This window comes from Porticoccus sp. (assembly GCA_023261185.1).
Classification (GTDB): Bacteria; Pseudomonadota; Gammaproteobacteria; order Pseudomonadales; family Porticoccaceae; genus Porticoccus; species Porticoccus litoralis.
The window spans coordinates 1-15,052 of sequence record JALRJN010000039.1 but is presented as its reverse complement, the minus strand read 5'-3'; the positions used below and the strand labels follow the sequence as shown (position 1 = coordinate 15,052).

Below are 15,052 nucleotides of genomic sequence, written 5' to 3'. Positions count from 1 at the left end.
TTCCTTCGATGATGGCGGTCTTACCTACACCGGGCTCACCGATCAATACCGGGTTGTTTTTCGTACGACGCTGCAGCACCTGGATAGTACGACGAATTTCATCATCGCGACCGATCACCGGATCCAGCTTGCCCTGTTCTGCACGCTCAGTCAGGTCAATAGTGTATTTTTCCAGGGCTTGTCGGCTGCCCTCTGCTTCCGGGTCCATCACGGCCTCACCCCCTCGAATTTTTTCCACAACTGCTTTGAACTTGGCTTTGTCGCCAAATTTCGATAATAACTTGCCCAGTCCACCTTTATCGTCAAAAGCAGCAAGCACCAAGGCCTCGCTGGAGATGTACTGGTCGCCCTGCTGCTGGGCGACTTTATCAGCCAGATTAAACAACCTGCCCAATTCCGGAGAAATGGCTATTTCCCCGGTTGGGTTTTGAATTTTTGGTAACTGCTCAAGCGTTTGCGTCAGCTCCTCTTTCAAGCCCGCGACATTGAAGCCCGCCTGAGCGAACATGGGCTTGAGTGAACTACCCTGCTGATCAAGTAACGAAAGCATCACATGGACCGGCTCCAGGGCACTGTTGTCCCTGCCCACCGCCATAGACTGGGCATCAGAAATTGCATTCTGTAAGTGACTGGTAAATCGATCAAATCGCATAGTCAACCTCAACTGTTTCTATAGCAGTGAAGGTTGGGGCGACAATACCCATTTCAAGGATAAGGTTGGTTTTAACTGATCCAGATCAAGCTGGCCATACGGCCTGTCTGGCCATCACGACGGTAAGAATAAAATAGATCAGCATCAGCAAATGTGCAAAATTGCCCGCCATAGATTCCCCTGACACCCAGTGCTTTCAGAGCCAAACGAGCCAGCGCATAGAGGTCACATTGCCAGTGATCAGGTCGGGTAGTACGGAAGCAGCTTTCCAGTTCCAGGCGCGATCCCCACAGAGCCTCATTCTTCATGAATGCCTCGTAGACGTCTTCCCCCACCTCAAAAAACGCCTGACTGATGGCAGGCCCCAGCCAGGCCATCAGTTGTTCTGGTGGGCTACTAAAACGGGCGATTCCGTTTGCGATTATCCCATCCGCCAGACCTCGCCATCCCGCGTGGAGGGAAGCCACCTCTGTACCCTGACGATTGCACACAAGGATCGGCAGACAATCTGCCGTCATAACCGTACAAATCACACCCGGCTGATTACTGTAACAACCATCCGCTCGCTGAAAGGTACCGTTATCGGAGGCATCTACCACGTCTGTGCCATGCACCTGCTCAAGCAATTGAGGCGTAGAAGGGAACCGCAATAACGCAGACAGCATCTGCCAGTTCTGTTGCACCGCGATGGGATTATCCCCGACGTGATACGCCAGGTTGAGCGAATTCCAGGGCGGACTAGACACGCCACCTCGCCGCCTGGTGGCATAAGCCCGGATGGATGCCGGGCATGGCCAGTCGGGAATAATTACCAACACACGTTACTCTCGTTGATCTCGTTGCTGCGCATCAGACTTTAACACCGCAAAAAGTCGGTTAAAGTCCGCAGGAGGCAGGGCCTGCCATTCCATGTGTTCACCGCTGACCGGGTGAGACAGCGCCAGTTGAGTTGCATGCAATGCCTGACGCCTAAAGGCACGCAGTGCATCGTGTAATTCCTGTGTTGAGCCTTTGGGCAACTTGAGGCGCCCCCCATAGGTTGAATCTCCTACGAGAGGGTAGCCTATGCTTGCCATGTGAACCCTTATCTGGTGCGTACGCCCAGTTTCCAGCTTCACCCTGATTAAGGTATGTGCAGGAAACCGTTCAATGACCCGATAGTGACTGACAGCCTCCTTGCCACCAAAATCCAGCACCGCCATTTTGGTGCGCGCCTGAGGATGGCGGCCAATCGGCTTGTCTACCGTGCCACCCCCGGTCATCACGCCCTGCACAATGGCCAGATATTCCCGACTGACGGTTTTCGCCTGCAACTGCTTGACCAAGGATTGGTGCGCCACCAGTGTTTTTGCCACCACCATCAGACCCGAGGTCTCCTTATCCAATCGATGCACAATTCCGGCGCGGGGAATGTTTTCATTGGCCGGCAGATAGTGAAGCACACCGTTTAACAGGGTTCCCTGATAATTACCTGCTGCCGGGTGTACCACCAGTCCCGGGGGCTTATTGATGACCAGAATATCTTCATCTTCATAGCAGACATCCAGCTCAATTGCCTCGGCAAGCCATTCTCCCTCGGGCTCTAGCAATGCTTTTACCGAAAGCTGTTCACCACCAAACAGTTTGTCCCTAGGACGGCAGGATTTGCCATCCACCAACAGCTCCCCATCCTTGATCCACTTTTGCAAACGCGAGCGGGAATAACTGCTGAACAACTCCGCCGCCACCTGGTCCAGGCGGGCGCCTGCCATGTGTTCGGGGACCGTGGCATTGAGCACGATAGGTTCGATCATTGAGGTTTTGATTCCAGTCAGGCTGTGGTTAAATAGCCCATCTTACAGCCATTGCACCAGCGAACAAAAAACTCTTTTTGCCAGCCTACATCAGGATTTTACCTTCCCATGCGATTCCCTACTCTCATTGTCATTCTTGTTTCACTGACGCTCTGCAGTTGTGCCTGGCTGAACAAGGGCAAAGAGAAGGATGACGATCAGTCCTATACTGCCGACTACACTGAGAGGGATTTTTACGACATCATCCAGAAAGATCTCGGCTTTGGATCCTGGGAAAAAGCCATCAGCAACCTGGAAGCACTTGAAGCACAATATCCCTTTGGGGAGTATGCCGAGCAGGCTCAGCTGGAGTTGATCTATGCATACTATAAAATGGGGGATTATGAGGCGGCCATTGCCTCAGCAGACCGTTTTATTCGCCTGCACCCACAACATCCCAATGTGGACTATGCCTTCTACCTCAAGGGTCTGGCCTCATTTGTGCAAAGCAAAGGCTTTATCGACCAGTTTATTCCCACCGATGACACCAAGCGGGATCCGGGCACAGCACGCAACTCCTTTGCCACCTTCAATGAACTCCTGAATCGTTTTCCAGAAAGCCCCTATGCTACCGATGCCCTGAAACGCATGATATACCTGAGAAACATTCTGGCACGTCATGAGATTCACGTAGCAAATTATTACTTCCTGAGGGGTGCGTACCTGGCAGCGGCCAACCGTGGTCGATTTGTCGTGGAAAATTTCCAGAAAACACCCTCCGTACCTGACGGCCTTGCGGTGATGGCAGAAGCCTACTATCTCATGCAGATGTATGAACTGGCTGAAGATGCTACTACCCTGTTGGCCGCCAATTATCCCGATTACCCCCTCCTCGACAGTGACGGCAGCTTCAAGTATCAGGACGACCCAAACTATATGGCGCCAACCTGGCTCAACAAGGTAACTCTTGGTCTGTACGACAAGCCCGAGCCACCCCGTTTCGATACGCGCCATATATACAATGAGCGCTACCAGGAAGAAGGTGAAGAAGGCGCCAACCCGAAAAATAAGTGGATCAGCTGGTTAACCCTGGGCATTCTGGACTAATTACTGCCATCGATATTGCTTTTATCAGGTACGCAGCGGGTTGTCTCGACTCTCAACGCCCTATCCTCATGGGAATGCGTTATTCTTATTACCTCGGACCACTAGTCATTCAGAGTTAAGCCGATGGATATAGACAGCATTCGCGCAGAAATGAAGGTCATCCCTGAGATTGACCCGGCCTTTGAAGCCGCAAGGCGCATTGATTTCATCAAGTCAGTACTACTGACATCGAAACTTAATACTCTCGTTTTAGGTATCAGTGGAGGCATTGACTCCACCACTTGCGGTCGTCTCGCGCAATTGGCCGTTGATGAACTCAACAGTGAGAAACCTGATCAGCAGTTCCAGTTTATTGCCGTCCGGCTTCCCTATGGAGTTCAGGCCGATGAGCATGAAGCCCAACTGGCCGTCAGTTTCATCCAGCCATCAAAGAGCCTCTCGGTCAATGTCAAACTGGGGGCCGATGGTATTCACGAAGAAGTTTTAGGCGCGTTGGGTACCGCGAATCTTGCTTCCGATGATGACGATAAAATTGATTTCACCAAAGGCAATACCAAAGCCCGCACCCGTATGACGATTCAATATGAGGTCGCAGGGCTCTTAAATGGCCTCGTGTTAGGTACCGATCACTCCGCCGAAAATGTGACAGGATTTTTCACAAAATGGGGGGATGGGGCCTGTGACCTGGCCCCACTGTTTGGCCTTAGCAAACGCCAAGTTCGCCAACTTGCAGCTCATTTGGGTGCTCCCCAAATTCTGGTGGAAAAAATACCTACTGCAGACCTTGAATGCCTGTCCCCGCAAAAAGCAGACGAACATGCTTTAGGGGTAACCTACGATGAACTGGATGACTTTCTGGAGGGCAAACCTGTCACCAAAGAGGTCACTCAACGCATCGTTGAAATCTATCAGCAAACACAGCACAAGCGTCTACCCATTCCGACCCTCTATGATTAGGAAGGTATGTAGTTAACACGAATCGTCGTGGATTGTTTTCACCTTGAGCTGCATGACAGTAGTGAATTCTTGTCGATTTTAGGGCTTTTCAATTAGGACGACACCGGTGCCATGGCTTTAACCTATAGCTCCTTTGAAAACTCCAAGCAAGCGGACAGTTTACTCAGTGTTTACGGTTATTACCGTGCGTTGTTATCCATAGCCCTTTTGATCATGTTCTTCACCAGAACGGCAAGAGGCATTCTTGGAAGCTCAGATAACGAACTGTTTTTTATCACATCCTCTGCATACACACTGCTTTGTTTCCTGTCGCTCATTCCCTTAAGAACCACCAAAAGTCAGCCAGGCACCCAGTTAATGTTTTTTATGCTGCTGTCGGACATGGTGGCACTAACTGTGATGATGCACGCCAGTGGCGGCCTGGGAAGTGGGCTGGGCTTTTTGATGCTGCCGACAGTAGCTGCGGGCAGTATCCTCGTTGCCGGCCAACTGGCCCTGCTGCTGGCCGCCATTGCCAGCATCTGTGTCATGACAGAAACCCTGTCAACAATCATGCTGCTCGGTCGTGGTAAAGATGCAATGTTCCCCGCTGGTATTCTGGGCATCCTGCTGTTTGCAACGGCTGTGATTTTTCAGGTTCTCACGCAACGTATACGTCATGCCCAGGAACTGGCTGCCCAGAAAGTATCAGAAAGTGAACAGCTGCAAAAACTTAACGAATCCATCGTCAAACGAATGCGTACGGGTATTCTGGTGATTGATAGCAAAGATGAAATACGCCTGATTAACAGTGCCGCCATTCAATTACTGGGCGGTCAGAATCCGGAAAAACCCCTTGCCATTGGGCGACCTTTGCGGCTTGCCCTGCCACTGCACCAGCAGCTTGAAAAATGGCGTGGCTATCCATGGCTGCGCACACCGACCTTTAAAGGTTCTCGTTCTACCTCTGAATTACAGGCCAACTTTACCTCCCTGACACAGGGGAGGGAAAAACAAACACTGATCTTTCTCGAAGATACGCGCACGCTGATTCAACAGGCACAGCAGCTCAAACTATCCTCGCTGGGACGCTTGACCGGCAGTATTGCCCATGAAATTCGCAATCCGCTCGGCGCCATCAGCCATGCCTCACAATTACTCTCAGAACAGAACAATGACCCTAATTCTAAAAAGCTACTGGATATCATTTTGAGGCACTGCCAGCGGGTCAACCAGATTGTCGAAAATGTTTTGCAACTTTCCCGCCAGAAAATGCCGGAATTCCAGAAAATCTGGCTATTACAATGGCTGAAAAAATTTCGTAACGAATACCTGGATACACAAAATAAAACATGCGTCATTGAAATTGAATCGACCACAAAAGACACACAGATTTTCTTTGATCCGGGGCACCTGGCTCAAATTCTTACCAACCTGATAGATAATGGGCTGCGCTTCAGCGAAAAGGAGGCAGGTGAACGCTGGGTAAAGCTGGTAATCTCCAGAGATCCAATTGCCGACTTACCCTTCCTGGACGTACATGATAAAGGACCCGGAGTGCCAGAAGAGGACATTAACACTATTTTTGAGCCTTTTTTCACGACAAATCATGATGGAACAGGCTTAGGATTATACCTGTCGCGTGAGTTATGTGACGCAAACTACGCCTCTTTGAATTATTTTGGTGATAATGCTGATAACTGTTATTTCAGGATAGGATTTTCACATCCCGATAAATTATTACCGAGACCAAACTGATGCTGAAAAAACGTGTGCTGATCATCGATGACGAGCCCGATATCCGCGAACTTCTCTCTCTCACTCTGGAGGAGATGGGCCTGGAGATTGTCACAGCAGCGAAATTATCAAAAGCGCAAAAATTGTTACTCAGTGAAGAGTTCGATTTATGCCTCACGGATATGAAATTGCCCGATGGCAACGGCCTTGATCTTCTGGAGGAAATGCAGTCGCGCAAACCCCACCTGCCCATTGCCATGATTACCGCCTACGGCAATATGGAAATTGCCATCGAAGCTCTCAAAAAAGGTGCTTTTGACTTTATTTCCAAACCACTGGAACTCATGCGTCTACGCAATGTGGTGCAATCTGCCTTAAAACTGGATAAAGCAGACAAAGTAGTGGACTCGGACGAATCTTCCCTGATTGGCAAATCATCAGCGATGACAAAGTTAAAACAACAGATTCGCCGCGTTGCCAGAAGCCAGGCTCCTATTTTCATCAACGGCGAGTCAGGCACTGGTAAAGAATTGGTTGCAAGAGCCATTCATAATCTTGGTCCCCGGGCAAATGGGCCATTTATCCCCGTCAACTGTGGCGCGATACCTACAGAGCTGATGGAGAGTGAATTCTTCGGACATAAAAAAGGCAGCTTTACAGGCGCTCACCAAGACAAACAGGGTCTTTTCCTGGCTGCTGATGGAGGAACCCTGTTACTGGATGAGGTCGCGGATCTGCCAATGAGCATGCAAGTCAAACTGCTGCGAGCCATCCAGGAAAAAAGCATTAAGCAAGTGGGTTCCGAGGAGGAAGTAGCCGTGGACGTACGAATCCTGAGCGCTACCCATAAAGACCTGACACAGGCTATTCGAAACAATCACTTTCGCCAGGATCTATTTTACCGGATCAATGTTATTGAACTTAAGGTACCCAGTCTGAGAGAGCGCAGTGACGATATTCCACTACTGACGGAACACTTTCTAAAACAATTTGCAAAAGAGTCCGGTTTGCCCGCTCCAGAAATCACCGAAAATGCCATCACCTTGCTACAAAGTCATTCATACCCGGGCAATATTAGGGAGCTTGAAAACACCCTTGAGCGCGCCTTTACCCTATGTGATCAAGGGAGCATTACTGCTGAAAGTCTGGACCTTAGCAACGCCCATATACACCCCCTGGAAACTCCTGAAAAGGCCGCTGAAAGCTTCGCTTTCAACGGCCATGGTTCACTGGATGACTACATAGCCAGTATCGAGAAAAAGATCCTGGTTGAAGCCCTGGAAAGGAATCGCTGGAATAGGACAGCAACGGCGGAAGAGCTGGGTATCAGTTTCCGTCAAATTCGCCACAAACTTAAAAAGTATGAGATCGAGTAAAATCCCTGCTACCAGCAGTAGCTAGCACTCTCTGTCGCGTCAACAACAGTTTTCTCTGCACGCTCATCAATACTAAACGTCGCACACCTTGCATCTTCAGTTTGACCATTTTGTGGAGTCGCCAGCAGGGTATAGGTTGTTTCCCCTGTGTTGGAATCAGGCTCATCGATAGTAAGTTGATAGATACTGCCTGAAGATGATGCTAACGGTTGTCCCTCAGAGTCCACATAATAAGTTGCATCAAAGCCCAGATCCTCCAATGAATTCGTGTAGGAGCGATTATTAAGAAAATATTGCTCCTGTCTGGAGGCTAATTCCAATAGCGCACCTTTTGCCACCGAGCGGTTAGACTTAATCACATACTCCCTGTAATTGGGTAACGCAACCGCCACAATAATTGCCATGATCGCCACAACAATTAAGAGTTCTATCATCGTAAAACCAGACTTTAATTTTCTGTGCATAGCTCTATCTCAGAGTTAAATCTTTACGGAGAGGCTGGTGTAGCATCCAATATATCAATATCCTGTTCACGCCAGTAAAAGGTATTTGGCCTCTGATCACCCAGAGTAGTTTGCTTAGCTCCAGACAGCCCAACTTCAGGTGAAATAGCCGTCACACCACCATCAATCCCTGCAGCAAGATCCTGATAGCGATCAGCTTTATTAAGAGAGGTACCTTCTGCCTTTCCAGAAAGGTGGTAATCGGGAGAACCATCTCTAATGGATACTTGGTATAGACGGCTGATGCCTATATTGGGAGCACACTCTCCATCCGCTTCTCCACCTTCAGGCAAATAAGTGGTGAAGTTGATGTTACCTCCGGAAATCAGGGGTATCGACAGGTTCTTCTCACCGGTTGCCTCAAGCTCCAAACTCCAGCCATTGATTAACTCATTAGGAGAGCATACATTGCCCCCATCCTCATCGTTATCGCTGTCGTTGAGACAATCGTCCGTGATATTCAGTAGATCATCAATATAGTAAGGGTCTCGACCATCCACACCAGCATCGTCACGTGGACTGGAATCGGCATAGATAATTCGATCTTTCAAAAGGAAAAACCGATTATCGATATCTGATGGCGCCGACTGCGGGTGAGTACGATCTCCGGAACCGATAGCAATGCCATCGTAGGCACCAATCGAGTCCCGATACTTCACGACACTCAGACCGTGATAGAAGCGTCGGTCGCTGGTAGTGCCTACCGAACCACCCAGTTCTGCAAACTTGGTTGCGCGCCAATAATTTTGTCTGAACGTCGTATCATAGTCGTCATCATCACCCGCATAAGACGGGTTAAACTCCGGAAGCTCAAAGCGCCAGATCACACCCCCAGTATCGCCAACATAAACCCGGTCTGTAATACCATTGCCATCAGAATCCACCGGAGTTACCGCTGCAGTAATACTATGTATTAAACCATCATGGTGATATTCAGTACTGGACTGACCACCCTCTGAATTCCCGTAGACCGCCTTCCAGATCAATTGCCCGGTGCGAGCATGCACCATAAACAATACAGCACCGACAGGATCCCGGGGTAACTTTCCGTCAGTGGTATCACTCACATCGTAGTTAACATCATCACGTCCTATACGGGTGCCATCATCATTCCAGCCACCGTAAAGACCACCACCAAAAATCAGCACGGGGACCGGCACATTCTCTACGCCTGAACCGCCGTCGTACTGATTGATCGAACCGGCATCTTCAAAGCGAACCCAAGCTTGTCTCGGTGTTGAAAAACTTAACCCCAGCTCGGCAAAATCTGCACTGCCATCGTTAGTGATTTGCCAAAGCAGAGTCGGTTGTTCCTCGGGGGCCGACACGTCCAGGGCATAGTAGGATGAACCGCCACGACGCAAACCGACATATACGTAGGCCTTATCACAATCCAATTCGGTTACATCATCATCAAGGTCCGGGTCCGTGCCACCCGGATCACAAAATGTATTGTTGCCTCCAGCACCACGTTCGATATTGCCATCCCGATCGTTATCAATCACAAAGGCAACCGGCGGCAAATCAACTCCATAGGGCTTGTTCTCCCCAACGAAGGTTTGGCCAATCAAGTCCTTAACATTCGCCAACAGTTCCCTTGGCATAAAGGCCCACTCTTCAACACCGGATTGACTGCCATCGGGGTCCGTATTGCGAATCGAATGGAGAAAGCCATCATTAGTACCAAACAGTACACGAATATGAGGATTAGCTGAATCCGTGTAATCGGTATCGTCAAGACCGTAATTCATTGTCAGGGGCCGGGAGTGGAGCGGATCACCCATCAGCCAGGGTCGAGCATCATCCGTATCACCATCCGCATCCCAATCAAATACATCAATACCTCGCACCCATTTCAGTAGAACCTGAGCGGCTTCTGCCCGTTCAGCATCACTAATAGACGGGCCAAAATTCAAACCGGCGAGGCTCTCAATCTTAGTCACAAACGTTGTGTCAGTAATGTAGGTTTCGGGATTCAGCTCATCCTCAATCTGAACGCCAAGCAACCTCTGAATCTCATCATCTTCTGCCAGGCTCCCAGCAGCTGAACTATCAGCGTTCAGGGCAATCAACGCATTTCCGCCATTTGCAGTGCCGCTGATGTCATCACTAACAGGGCTGATAAATAACTGGCGACCATCCAACTCGCCAGCGGCCCAGGTATCGTTGGCAGCTGTAGGGGAGATCGTCGCGGCACTACCGTCATACTCACGGTAGCCGGGCAATTTGTGGCCTGCACCGCCCTGGGTTATGAAGCTACCATCTGTGATCTCGGTATCTGCCGTATCCTCTTCGACAACCGCAACATCGTCCGCGTTTACATCCGTCCAGAACGTGCGCGCCCCATCACTGACACGCCCGGTGGTGGCATCAAACGCCACCGCATCATTGGCATCTCTAATGACCGTCGAGGTAGTTCCATTTTCAAGTAGTGTGGTATCAATGGTGAGCTTCTTGACATTGCCAGGCCAGAATGGGTAACCATTTTCATCCACCTTAAAAATGGCCAGGTACATATCCGGTAGGGATTCGGTACGGTTCTGTACGTTTACCGGCACCGACGCCGCGGTGAACGACGTGCTTACAGAGGCAATACTGTCAAAAATGCTTTTTAGGGTCTCCAGCAGCAACTCAGGGTCTTCCGAAGCGGGATAAGGTGTCTCGGTGCCACCCGCTTGGGCATACTGGGTAGTTTTGGTGTTGAGCTGATCTACAATAAAGAAGGAGGTGACATTCTGCACCCCTTCAACATCAAGCCCCACATCAGTACTGGCAACGTCGGTATTGTAGAGCTTTGCAATAATTTCCGGGAAAGCGTTATCTCCGGAGGTGTTGCCCAACTCCAGGCCCTGTTCGTTGTTGCCGTTGCCGATATCTTTGCCGATTGCGGTATTCCAGTCGGCATCCTGCTGTGAGACCTGGAATAGGAAGTTAACCGTATAGGTCTTTGAACAGGTATAGTCACCGTCGGCATAGGGGCTGATATATTTATCCCCATCGGCATTTTCAATCCCCTTGTCCCAGACAACCCAGGGAGAGATCACGTTACCGTCACCATCAAGGTTTCTATCGCCAGTTATGGTCGTGTTTTCGCAACCCCGGTCGGTTTCAAAATCACAACCGTTATTGGCATAGTCCTGGTCCAGATTGTAAAGCCCTTTCCCCTGCTGTCGCTCGCTGTTGAAATCGGACCAACCTTTATGGCCATTGAGAACATCACCGCCAATCAAGTAGCGGTAAAGTTCGAAAAACAGCTCCCGGCCCTGGTAAGGGTGGGCTAGATTACCCTGGGGCACAGGGATGCTAGCCAGAATATTTAACAACTCCTCCTTTGAGGCCTGTCCCGCAGCAGATTCATCGATGACCTCAAAACCGCGCAGAATATAACCACCGTCACTACACCCCTTATCATTGTTAAGGTCACCATCAGTAGCGGTACAGTTATTCTCGTTTTCATGGCTCATCATAAAGCCAATTTCAAAACCCTTCGGGGCAATATAATCAAACACGACCCTAAAAACTGCCCTGAGCGCATCAAACAAGGTCAAGTCGTCGCCATCGCCGACTATCCCCTCTTCACCGATGGCCGCATAAATTTCACTGCCCAGTTCATCATCACAGTCGGAAATGCCCGGATCGGAATGGTAGGTACACTGGGGACTCCCCAGGTTAGGGCGCCAGTCCAGAGAAAGCATCACCTTGGAGGGAGCGGGGTCTTCATCTGCCGGGACACCAAAGAAAATCTCCGTGTCATCAGCCATAACAGGCGCTGTCTGCAGCACTGTAACAAGACCTAACAATTGGAAGAATCTAAGTTTTTTCATTTTTCGATAACACCTGTATCAGGCGCCCTCCTTGAAAATCATTTCCTAGTCGGCAGCGATAGGAATATGCGCATATTTGTCCAAATCGCCCTTGACTGATGAGACTTGACTACAGTCACTCGCCACGGGGTTAATAATATAGACACCCTCAGCCTGATGAGACACACCCTGATTATTGGCTGCGTTGTTGAAGTCAGTTTCAGTTTCAAAATAAAACGCACAATCATCTTCATCCTGACCCGCCCCTCTAGGAGCCCGGCCTTCCGCCAAATAGTGGGTCATATATTCGACTGTTGCTCCGGTGCTAGTCAGCTTTGTGGAGAGATTGTCATCAATAGTCAGGGTGTTTGCATCGCACTCACTGTCGGGATCGCTATGGCCGGTACTGCATAGGGTTTTATCCGTCTTAAAGTTTGCTTCAACCGCCACATCATCAGGTGTTGTGGACGCTTTCCAGCGACTGATTACGGACTCGTTTACGGCCGCAGCCAATTCATAGGCTTCCACGCGAGACTGTTCATTACCAGCCATCAAAAACTCTAACGTGCCCGATTTCATGGTGCTCAATGCCAGGATGCTTAAAAGCAACAAAAAGACGATAGATATCAACAAAACCGCACCCCGCTGACGGGAATGAAACTGTGACGACTGCGCTATAGTTTTTTTCATTAAAACACCCATTGATCATGACCCGCCGATGGAAATAGGGTTGCGGACAGATACTGTTGTCGACATTGCCATACGGTAAAACTGATCTGTTGGAGTAGTAACCGTCGTACCACCACCTAGGCGGTAGCTTTTCGATTCCGCGGGCATGGAGTTGATCTGATTAAGGCTTCTCACTAACACATGTATACGAACAGCGACGATAGCATCAGTATCTTCACCCCCTACTACTGGTGGGTAGGTGTCGCCTGAAACAAACTGGTCAGGAACATCATCTCCGTCAATATCAATACCTAGCTCATATTGGATGTTTTCAATGCCCTGCACCAAGCAGCGCTGACCAGAGATGCTAGCACCATTATCCTGCAATTCTTTTTTGCAAAGGCTGGGGACTTCTTCATCAGTTCCCACATAAAATAAGGCAGCCTTGTACTCCCAAACATCATAACCACTTTCAAAATCATCAACTGAGCTCCAATTGCCATCCGCCTCATGATCTGAACCTTGAGCAAGTTCGGTCTCGCCCTGACCACGGTTTTCAGTCAACAGGTAATAGCGCTCATTATCCAAGTCTTCCAAATCATCCGGGAGCTGCCAATCGCCATTATCAATTACAGCGGTATCAGATACTCGTTTGACGACCAGGATATCCGTACCATTAACAACCAGACCATCCGTTAAACACTGATAATAATCATCTGTAGTGGTATCTGAATTATCTAAAACTTCCAAGGGGGAGGCGATATGGTTAGTAGGGTCAGATGGATCTTCCGGTGTAGCGCCTATAAGCAACCACTCCTCACCCGCCGGCCCACAATCATTTCCACTTACCGCACCACCATTGACATCAACAGCATCCGGTTCACCACCAAAAAAGCCGGCCATGCCAATTTCTCGCGACAACAAGCGCAAAGCATAACGACCATTTTCTTGTACCCTTGCTACTTCATCATCTTGTACAAAATTGTTTTTTCCTTCCAGGAAGACGCTCACAATGGCCGCAGAAAGTAAAAGCCCTAGTAATAACGCAACCATTAACTCGATGAGAGTAAATCCGCGATGTGTTGAGAGTCGATTAATCGACTTAGGAATTTTCATAAACCGCTGCCTCACACATCTGCCACAAACGTATTGAGTTGAATCCATTGCCGCAGTTCCAAGGTGTCAACGTAATTTTCAGCCCCGCACGCTGGTGCATTACTCTGATCCAATTCCGTCTTGCCCTGCCACACAATAACAACGGTCAAGTAGTTGCCATTATTGGTTACACAGGCCATTGGATTGATCAAACCACCAGATACCGAGGCTCCGTCTAACAACTGATCCCATTCCCAAAGATCAAAGGTGGCTAATTCTGCCGTAGTGCACTGTGCCGTTGTGCAGTTCGGATTGGGCTCGCCAAGAGCGCCAGGATCAAGATCCGAGACTACATATGCATTTAGCTGTTGGGGATTACTACGCATTCTCTCTAACAAGTTCTGCGCAAGATAGGTAGCCGTAGTCCGCTGTGTAGACTCAAAATTAAGCCGTTTGGCATTAATTTGCAGGCCAACGTATCCCAGAATACCGACCGACAGAACAAGCGCAGCGATCAGCACCTCAATCAAACCAGCACCTTTTGATTGGCGATGACTCAAAAAGTGAGGGCTATGGTTATTTATTGGTTTATGGGCAATCTTCATCATCATCCAGACCTTTTTGCACACGCGCTCTACCCGTCAAGTTAATGGATATTTTTCTAGCTATATCATCCTCATCTTCATTATCAGCCCCAGCATCGGGTGAGCAGAGGCGGAAAGAACCTAAACTATTCCCACCAACCTCGCCAAAAGGATGAAATGTCAAAGTATCTGCAAATGCTGATGTTCCATGTAAGGTATAACCGGAGGGAAGTGACTCATTCACCAGCAGCACAGTTTCATCGCCACCTGAGTCAAGAACACCATCCCTGTCAATGTCATTGAAAACAATCCAACCTTGCTCCCAACCAATCGCTGAATCCATACAACTACCACCCCCGGAACTGTCAACACCAGAACTGATACACATGGTGACAGACTGGTTGCGCTTAGCCGCCAAAGATCTGGCATGGTTAATACTGGCTATAAAATTATTGGTTTCAGTAGCAAGCCGATTTTCGATAATTGTCGCCCTGAAAAAAGGCGCACCCAAAGCCAGAATGATGGCCACCAGTGCGACGGTGATCATCAATTCAATGATGGTGAAACCTCTGTTCCTTGTTTTTGTATCCATGTCGCCTCTATAGCAAATCAATTTCAGTGTTTCGCACACTTCCGACTAACGGACAAATAGCAAGACGAGTCACTATTGACTTAGACATACCGGTCGAAAAATCCGATAGGCGGTCTTCTTCAGCTTAAAAAAAATATCTCATATTTTTCTAACGAAGCTCTTTTGGCATGGAAAAACTGATATTTTCTTCCCTGCCTTCAACCTCTATGGGCTCGACACCACCCAG

13 protein-coding genes are annotated in these 15,052 nt (G+C 49.1%); 4 read left to right on the top strand and 9 right to left on the bottom strand.

From position 1 onward, the window contains the following. The 3 genes from ACYZYZ_RS03255 to rluD form a co-directional block, all read right to left on the bottom strand. A partial coding sequence (locus ACYZYZ_RS03255; protein WP_461483237.1) for a Clp protease N-terminal domain-containing protein occupies window positions 1–652 on the bottom strand: 652 nt, incomplete at its 3' end. A gap of 71 nt (window positions 653–723) precedes the next feature. After that, a complete protein-coding gene (gene pgeF / locus ACYZYZ_RS03250; RefSeq protein ID WP_461483236.1) occupies window positions 724–1,470 on the bottom strand; it encodes a peptidoglycan editing factor PgeF in 747 nt (248 codons plus the stop codon). 3 nt (window positions 1,471–1,473) lie between these two features. Continuing rightward, window positions 1,474–2,445, bottom strand: coding sequence for a 23S rRNA pseudouridine(1911/1915/1917) synthase RluD (gene rluD / locus ACYZYZ_RS03245; RefSeq protein WP_461483235.1), 972 nt, complete (start codon window positions 2,443–2,445; stop codon window positions 1,474–1,476). Window positions 2,446–2,553: 108 nt separating this feature from the next. Here rluD and ACYZYZ_RS03240 point away from each other — a divergent pair, with 108 nt between their 5' ends. From ACYZYZ_RS03240 to ACYZYZ_RS03225, 4 genes are all read left to right on the top strand, one after another. Then, a complete protein-coding gene (locus ACYZYZ_RS03240) occupies window positions 2,554–3,531 on the top strand; it encodes an outer membrane protein assembly factor BamD (RefSeq protein ID WP_461483234.1) in 978 nt (325 codons plus the stop codon). A gap of 123 nt (window positions 3,532–3,654) precedes the next feature. Beyond that, a complete protein-coding gene (nadE, locus tag ACYZYZ_RS03235; RefSeq protein WP_461483233.1) occupies window positions 3,655–4,488 on the top strand; it encodes an ammonia-dependent NAD(+) synthetase in 834 nt (277 codons plus the stop codon). 111 nt (window positions 4,489–4,599) lie between these two features. Further along, window positions 4,600–6,225, top strand: a complete 1,626-nt coding sequence (locus tag ACYZYZ_RS03230; RefSeq protein WP_461483232.1) for a sensor histidine kinase — start codon at window positions 4,600–4,602, stop codon at window positions 6,223–6,225. Beyond that, window positions 6,225–7,580 (top strand): sigma-54-dependent transcriptional regulator, encoded by a 1,356-nt coding sequence (locus tag ACYZYZ_RS03225; RefSeq protein ID WP_461483231.1) that lies wholly within the window; start codon window positions 6,225–6,227, stop codon window positions 7,578–7,580. The genes ACYZYZ_RS03230 and ACYZYZ_RS03225 overlap by 1 nt, the downstream gene beginning before the upstream one ends. An 8-nt stretch (window positions 7,581–7,588) precedes the next feature. Here the strand turns inward: ACYZYZ_RS03225 and ACYZYZ_RS03220 are convergent, their stop codons facing one another. From ACYZYZ_RS03220 to ACYZYZ_RS03195, 6 genes are read right to left on the bottom strand one after another with little or no spacing between them, the layout of a single operon-like run. Then, complete coding sequence (locus tag ACYZYZ_RS03220) at window positions 7,589–8,044, bottom strand: type IV pilin protein (RefSeq protein ID WP_305170697.1); 456 nt, start codon at window positions 8,042–8,044, stop codon at window positions 7,589–7,591. 23 nt (window positions 8,045–8,067) lie between these two features. After that, window positions 8,068–11,907, bottom strand: coding sequence for a pilus assembly protein (locus ACYZYZ_RS03215; RefSeq protein ID WP_461483230.1), 3,840 nt, complete (start codon window positions 11,905–11,907; stop codon window positions 8,068–8,070). Between the two features lie 45 nt (window positions 11,908–11,952). Continuing rightward, the gene (locus ACYZYZ_RS03210; protein WP_461483229.1) at window positions 11,953–12,576 is read right to left on the bottom strand and encodes a pilus assembly PilX family protein; all 624 of its coding nucleotides are present in this window, start codon (window positions 12,574–12,576) and stop codon (window positions 11,953–11,955) included. Window positions 12,577–12,591: 15 nt separating this feature from the next. Beyond that, window positions 12,592–13,671 carry a PilW family protein gene (locus ACYZYZ_RS03205; protein WP_461483228.1) on the bottom strand — a complete coding sequence of 360 codons (1,080 nt, stop codon included), beginning with the start codon at window positions 13,669–13,671 and terminating at the stop codon, window positions 12,592–12,594. Window positions 13,672–13,682: 11 nt separating this feature from the next. Then, complete coding sequence (gene pilV, locus ACYZYZ_RS03200; RefSeq protein WP_305170688.1) at window positions 13,683–14,258, bottom strand: type IV pilus modification protein PilV; 576 nt, start codon at window positions 14,256–14,258, stop codon at window positions 13,683–13,685. Continuing rightward, on the bottom strand, window positions 14,239–14,826 hold the full coding sequence (locus ACYZYZ_RS03195) for a GspH/FimT family pseudopilin (RefSeq protein WP_305170686.1): 588 nt from the start codon (window positions 14,824–14,826) through the stop codon (window positions 14,239–14,241). Before ACYZYZ_RS03195 ends, pilV begins: the two co-directional genes overlap by 20 nt. Window positions 14,827–15,052 lie beyond the last annotated feature (226 nt).

Coding starts and splice junctions, on each gene's coding strand:
- rluD (WP_461483235.1), bottom strand. CDS start 2,445: ATGATCGAACCTATCGTGCTCAATGCCACGGTCCCCGAACACATGGCA.
- ACYZYZ_RS03240 (WP_461483234.1), top strand. CDS start 2,554: ATGCGATTCCCTACTCTCATTGTCATTCTTGTTTCACTGACGCTCTGC.
- nadE (WP_461483233.1), top strand. CDS start 3,655: ATGGATATAGACAGCATTCGCGCAGAAATGAAGGTCATCCCTGAGATT.
- ACYZYZ_RS03230 (WP_461483232.1), top strand. CDS start 4,600: ATGGCTTTAACCTATAGCTCCTTTGAAAACTCCAAGCAAGCGGACAGT.
- ACYZYZ_RS03225 (WP_461483231.1), top strand. CDS start 6,225: ATGCTGAAAAAACGTGTGCTGATCATCGATGACGAGCCCGATATCCGC.
- ACYZYZ_RS03220 (WP_305170697.1), bottom strand. CDS start 8,044: ATGCACAGAAAATTAAAGTCTGGTTTTACGATGATAGAACTCTTAATT.
- ACYZYZ_RS03215 (WP_461483230.1), bottom strand. CDS start 11,907: ATGAAAAAACTTAGATTCTTCCAATTGTTAGGTCTTGTTACAGTGCTG.
- ACYZYZ_RS03210 (WP_461483229.1), bottom strand. CDS start 12,576: ATGAAAAAAACTATAGCGCAGTCGTCACAGTTTCATTCCCGTCAGCGG.
- ACYZYZ_RS03205 (WP_461483228.1), bottom strand. CDS start 13,671: ATGAAAATTCCTAAGTCGATTAATCGACTCTCAACACATCGCGGATTT.
- pilV (WP_305170688.1), bottom strand. CDS start 14,258: ATGATGAAGATTGCCCATAAACCAATAAATAACCATAGCCCTCACTTT.
- ACYZYZ_RS03195 (WP_305170686.1), bottom strand. CDS start 14,826: ATGGATACAAAAACAAGGAACAGAGGTTTCACCATCATTGAATTGATG.